This window comes from Actinomycetes bacterium (genome assembly GCA_036510875.1).
GTDB lineage: Bacteria > Actinomycetota > Actinomycetes > Prado026 > Prado026 > DATCDE01.
Genome location: DATCDE010000187.1, coordinates 1 through 5,760 on the forward strand (window position 1 = coordinate 1; position 5,760 = coordinate 5,760).

The window sequence follows — 5,760 nt, forward strand, 5'->3', positions numbered from 1 at the left end:
CGCCGGACGGCATGGCGGTGGCCCCCGAGCCGCAGCAGTGGGCCCGGATCCCGTCCTGGGAGTGGCACCGGGCCGGGGTCGGCCCCGAGCGGTCCGGCACGATCGTCGGGGCGGCGCAGCGGGCCGCCGCGCTGGAGCGCACGGTCGGCCTGCCGATGGACGAGGTCGAGCGGCGGCTGTGCTCGCTGCCCGGCGTGGGCCGGTGGACGGCGGCCGAGGTGCGCCAGCGGGTCCACGGCGACCCGGACGCCGTCTCGGTGGGCGACCTGCACCTACCGGGTCTCGTCGTCCACGCCCTCACCGGCGAGCCGGACGGCGACGACGCCCGGATGCTCGAGCTGCTCGCCGCCTATGAGGGGCACCGCTACCGCGCCGTCCGGATGGTCGAGCTGTCCGGGGTGACCCGGCCGCGGCAGGCGCCGCGCTACGCCCCGCTGGACCACCGCACCCGGTAGGCGGGTCGCTACCGGAGCAGCAGGAAGTCGGCGGGGTCGCGGGGGGCCCGCTTCGCGGCCGGCTGGGCCGGGTGCCCGACCGCCACGGCGCCCATGGGGTCCCAGCCGTCCGGCAGGTCGAGCACCGAGCGGACGACGTCCTGGCAGAACAGCGTGCTGCTCACCCAGGCCGAGCCGAGGTCCTCGATCGCCAGCGCCACCAACAGGTTCTGCACCCCGGCACCCATGGCCACGAGGAACATCTCGCGCTCGGCGGTGGCCCGCCGGGCGTCCGGGTAGGCGTGCGACCCGGTCATCACCAGGCAGGGCACCACCAGGTGGGGCGCGCCGCGCAGCACGTCACCGCGGCGCAGCCGGCGGGCCACCGACTCCTCGTCGAAGCCGTCCGCACGCAGGTCCGCCGCCCACCGCTGCGCCATCGCGTCGAGCAACCGGGTGCGCAGGTCCGTGTCGTCGACCAGCACGAACCGCCACGGCGTGGTGTGGTGCGGGGCCGGGGCCGTGACCGCGGCGGCCACCGCGCGCAGCAGGGCCGCGCGCTCGACCGGCGCGCCGGTGAACGCCCGCACGGTGCGCCGGGCCGTGAGCACCTCGCGGTGCCCGAACCGGAACATGTCCTCCTCGAGCGGGCGGACCATCGCCCGGGCGCCCGGGCCGTCGTCGTCGGTGACCAGGTGGTCCAGGCCGCGCAGCACGGCGGCCGGGACGCCGGCCAGCTTGCCCTTCACCAGGTCGGCCGCGGCGGCCAGCTCGTCGGCCACCGCCACCACGGTCTGCTCGAGCGTGTGCCCGTGCGCGTCCACCCGTCCGCGGTGGTCGTCCAGCGGCGCCAGCCCGGCCGCGCCCACCGCGGAGTCGGTGAGCCCCAGCCGCCAGGGCCGGCCGAGGGTGTCGCTCACGAGCACCGCGACCCGTACGTCGAGCCGCTCGCGCAGCGCCGCCCGCAGCCGGGCCGCGGAGGCGTCCGGGTCCACCGGCAGCAGGACGACGGTCCCGGCCGGGACGTTCGACGCGTCGACACCGGCCGCGGCGAGCACCAGGCCGTGCCGGGTCTGCACGATCCGGGTCTGCTCCCTGCGGGCGACCACTCGCACGGTCTCGGCGTCGATGGCCGCCTCCCGGTCGGTGGCCTCGACGACCCGCCCCTCGGCCTTGCTCACCACCTTGCTGGTGACCACGAGGACGTCGCCGTCGCGCAGGCCCGGGCCGCCGGGCCCGGTCGCCGCGTCGGCGAGCAGTGCGGCCAGGTCGTCGCCGGGGCGCACCTCGGGGACGCCGGTGACCGGCAGCACGGTGACCGTCGTCATCCGGCGAGCTCCGCCCCCAGGTCGAGCGCGGCCGCGGCGATCGCCCGGGTGGCCGACTCGTCGGTCATGAGCAGCGGTAGCGCCCGGACCTGCACGCCGTCCACCACCGTGCCGGAGTCCACCTCGTCGACCAGCCAGCCGTCGAGCATCCCGAAGTACAGGCCGGCGACCGCGCCGGCCGAGGTCTCCACCCCGATCGCGGTGAGGCAGGCGTCGGCCATGCCGCGCACCGGCGCCCCGCCGATCACGGGCGAGACCCCGACGACGGGGGCGACCGCGGCGACCACGGCGTCCCGGATCCCGGGCACGGCCAGGATCGTCCCGATCGACACCACCGGGTTGGACGGCGGCAGCACGAGGAGGTCGGCCCCGGCCAGCGCCTCCAGGACGCCGGGGGCCGGCTGGGCGGCGTCCACCCCGATCGGCACGATCGAGCGGGCCGGCGGCTCGGCGTGGTAGCGCACCCACCACTCCTGGAAGTGGACCGCCTTGGTCTGGCCGGGCTGGTCCGGGTCGTCGATGACGACGTGGGTCTCGACCCGCTCGTCCGACATCGGGATCAGCCGCACCCCGGGCCGCCAGCGGGCGCACAGCGCCTCGGTGACCGCCGAGAGCGGGTAGCCCGCGGCCATCATCTGGGTGCGCACGATGTGGGTGGCGAGGTCCCGGTCACCGAGGCCGAACCACAGCGGCTGCATGCCGTAGGCGGCCAGCTCCCCCTTGACGGCGTACGTCTCACCGGCCCGGCCCCAGCCCTGCGACTCCTCGATGCCGCCGCCGAGGGTGTACATCACGGTGTCCAGGTCCGGGCACACCCGAAGCCCGAACAGCGTGATGTCGTCGGCCGTGTTGCCGATGACGGTCACCTGGGCGGGCTCGGCTCCGGCCTCCGCGCGAGCGGCCAGCTCGGCCAGCAGGCCGCGCAGGAACCGAGCCCCACCGATGCCGCCAGCCAGCGCCGTGATCTGCACCGCGTCATCCTCTCAGCCGGTCCTGGAGGCGTTTGATGGGGTGCCGCGGGGGGGTCCGCCGGGGCAGACTGGGCGCGTGCTGGGACGCCGGGTGGTCCGTGAGGTCGGGGAGCTGCGGTCGGTGGTGCGCTCGGCCGGGGAGCGCCGCGCCGCGCTGCTCGTCGCGGCGGCGGCCACTGCGCTGGTCGCCGCGATGTGGGCGGTCGGCTTCCTTCCCGGCGGTCGCGAGCTGGTCGAGGACCTCGCCGGGTACCGAGCCGACGAGCCGCTGCTGGTCGCCCTGGAGCGGCTGCCGCTGTCCGCAGCTGCGCCGACCGCCGGGCTGCCGGTGTGGGGCGCCATGCTGCAGGTGTTCGCGGCGCTGCTGGCCGGATCCGCGGTGCTCGGCTGGCGACGCGCGGTGCTGGTCGGGCTGAGCGCGCACATCGCGCTCACCCTGCTGGTCCGGTTCTGCCTCGAGCTGCCGCCCGGCGTCCTGGGCCAGCTGTCCCCGGACTACCGGCACCTGCTCGACACCGGGCCCTCCGTGCTCACCGTGGCCCTGGGCGCGGCCGTGGCGGTCGCGCTCGGCCTGCCGGTGGTCGGCTCGGTGCTGCTGGCCCCGCTGCTGGCCCTGGCGTTCCTGGAGCCGGGCCTGGCCGGCTGGGAGCACCTGCTGGCCATCGCCGTGGGGCTGCTCACCGGGCTGGTCGCGCGGGTCGGGCGCACCCCGGTCGCGCAGCTGGCCGAGCGCCGGCGCGCCCGCGCGGACGCGTCGGCGTGACCGCCGCGAGCAGCTGGGCGGCCGCGCTCGCCGAGTGGGCCATCCCGGAGGAGATCCTGGCCCGGGCCGAGACCTCGCCCTGGGGCCACCCGGTCCGCCGGTTCGCCGACCGGGCCGACGCCGCGGTGACCGCGCCGTCCGGTCGGTCCTTCGAGGCGGCCCGGGACGCCCTGACCACCGGGGGACCGGGCGGCGTGCTCGACGTGGGCGCCGGGGCCGGGGCGGCCAGCCTGCCGCTGGCCCCGTGGGCCACCGAGCTGGTGGCTGTTGACCGCTCCGCCGACATGCTCGCGGCCTACGCCCAGCGGGCGGCCGGGCTCGGGGTGCGGGCCCGGACGGTCGAGGGGCTGTGGCCGCAGGTCGCCCAGGAGGCCGGGGCGCAGGACCTCGTCGTGTGCCACCACGTCGTCTACGACGTCGCTGACATCGGACCGTTCGTGGCCGCGCTGACCGGGTCCGCCCGGCGCCGGGTCGTCGTCGAGCTGCCCGTGCAGCACCCGATGAGCTGGCTGGCACCGCTGTGGCTGCGGTTCCACGGCCTGGTCCGCCCGGAGCGGCCGACGTCGCCCGACTTCGTCGCCGTCCTGGAGGAGGCCGGGGTCACCGGGCTGCGGGTCGAGGGGTGGGAGCGCCCCGAGCCGGCGGACGACGATCCGCTGGACGAGCGGGCCGCGCTGGTGACCCGACGACTGTGCCTGCCGGCCGCCCGGATCCCCGAGGTCGCCGCGCTGCTGCCCGAGGTGACCCAGTCCGGCTTCCGGCTGGTGGAGACCGTCAGCTGGTCCGGCACCGGGGGTGCTTAGGCTCAAGGGCATGCCCGAGGTCGCACCGCCCACCGACACCGCCGTCCGCCGCGCCCTCGCCCGGGTCAGGGACGCCAAGGCGCTGGACGTGGCCGAGGCCACCGTGCTGCTCGGGCTGCGGGACCAGCAGCTCGAGCCGCTGCTGGAGGCGGCCTCCCGGGTGCGCGACGCGGGACTGGCGGCGGCCGGGCGGCCCGGGGTCGTCACGTACAGCCGCAAGGTGTTCATCCCGCTGACCCGGCTTTGCCGGGACCGTTGCCACTACTGCACGTTCGCCACGGTGCCGGGGCGACTGCCCGCTGCGTTCCTGGAGCCGGACGAGGTGCTGGCCATCGCCCGCGAGGGGGCCGCGCTGGGCTGCAAGGAGGCGCTGTTCACCCTCGGCGACCGGCCCGAGGACCGCTGGCCCGCGGCCCGCAGCTGGCTGGACGAGCACGGCTACGAGGACGCGCTCTCCTACCTGCGGGCCATGGCCGTGCTGGTGCTCGAGGAGACCGGCCTGCTGCCGCACCTGAACCCCGGGGTGATGAGCTGGCAGGACATGCTGCGACTGAAGCCGGTGGCGCCGTCCATGGGGATAATGCTGGAGACCACCGCGACCCGGCTGTGGTCGCAGCCCGGCGGTCCGCACTTCGGCTCGCCGGACAAGGAGCCCGCGGTGCGGCTGCGGGTGCTCGAGGACGCCGGCCGCGCGACGGTGCCGTTCACCACCGGGATCCTCGTGGGCATCGGCGAGACCGCGGCCGAGCGGGCCGAGTCGCTGTTCGCGATCCGGGCGGCCGCCCGCCGGCACGGCCACGTGCAGGAGGTGATCGTCCAGAACTTCCGGGCCAAGGACGACACCGCCATGCGCGCCGAGCCGGACGTCGGCTTCGAGGAGTACCTGGCCACAGTGGCGGTGGCCCGGCTGGTGCTCGGCCCGCGGATGCGGGTGCAGGTGCCGCCGAACCTGTCCGACCCAGAGCAGCTCGCGGCACTGCTGCGGGCCGGGGTCGACGACTGGGGCGGCGTCTCCCCGCTGACCCCGGACCACGTGAACCCCGAGCGGCCGTGGCCGCAGATCGACCGGCTGGCCGAGCTGACCGCGGCCGCCGGGTTCACCCTGCGGGAGCGGCTCACCGCGCACCCGGAGTACGTGCTGGGCGGCGAGCCGTGGCTCGACCCGCGGGTGCGCCCGCACGTCGCCGCGCTCGCCGACGCCGACGGGCTGGCGGTCGAGGGCCGGCGGCCCGTGGGGCTGCCCTGGCAGGAGCCGGACCCGGAGTGGGGGACGGCGTCGTCCGGCCGGACGCGGCTGCACGTCGAGGTGGACACGGTCGGGCGCACCGGCGACCGTCGCGGCGACTTCGACGCCGTCTATGGCGACTGGGACGCGCTGCGCGAGGGGGGCGCCGCCCGCGGCGCCCCCGAGCGGGCGGACGGCGACGTGCTCGCGGCGCTGCGGGCCGCCGAGGCCGACCC

At 76.9% G+C, this 5,760-nt stretch carries 6 protein-coding genes; 4 read left to right on the forward strand and 2 right to left on the reverse strand.

Features of this window, described 5'->3' with window-relative positions:
- Positions 1–455: 3-methyladenine DNA glycosylase (locus tag VIM19_10870; GenBank protein ID HEY5185382.1), on the forward strand; the 455-nt coding region annotated here is incomplete at its 5' end.
- An 8-nt stretch (positions 456–463) separates the two neighbouring features.
- Here the strand turns inward: VIM19_10870 and VIM19_10875 are convergent.
- Together VIM19_10875 and cofD are read right to left on the reverse strand one after the other, a co-directional pair.
- Positions 464–1,762 (reverse strand): coenzyme F420-0:L-glutamate ligase, encoded by a 1,299-nt coding sequence (locus tag VIM19_10875; protein HEY5185383.1) that lies wholly within the window; start codon positions 1,760–1,762, stop codon positions 464–466.
- A complete protein-coding gene (gene cofD, locus VIM19_10880; protein HEY5185384.1) occupies positions 1,759–2,733 on the reverse strand; it encodes a 2-phospho-L-lactate transferase in 975 nt (324 codons plus the stop codon). The genes VIM19_10875 and cofD overlap by 4 nt, the downstream gene beginning before the upstream one ends.
- Positions 2,734–2,809: 76 nt before the next feature.
- Here cofD and VIM19_10885 point away from each other — a divergent pair, with 76 nt between their 5' ends.
- From VIM19_10885 to cofG, 3 genes are all read left to right on the forward strand, one after another.
- Entirely contained in the window at positions 2,810–3,496 is a 687-nt protein-coding gene (locus VIM19_10885; protein ID HEY5185385.1) for a hypothetical protein, read from the forward strand.
- Entirely contained in the window at positions 3,493–4,299 is an 807-nt protein-coding gene (locus VIM19_10890) for a class I SAM-dependent methyltransferase (GenBank protein ID HEY5185386.1), read from the forward strand. Before VIM19_10885 ends, VIM19_10890 begins: the two co-directional genes overlap by 4 nt.
- 10 nt (positions 4,300–4,309) lie before the next feature.
- The coding region (gene cofG / locus VIM19_10895; protein ID HEY5185387.1) for a 7,8-didemethyl-8-hydroxy-5-deazariboflavin synthase CofG at positions 4,310–5,760 on the forward strand (1,451 nt) is incomplete at its 3' end.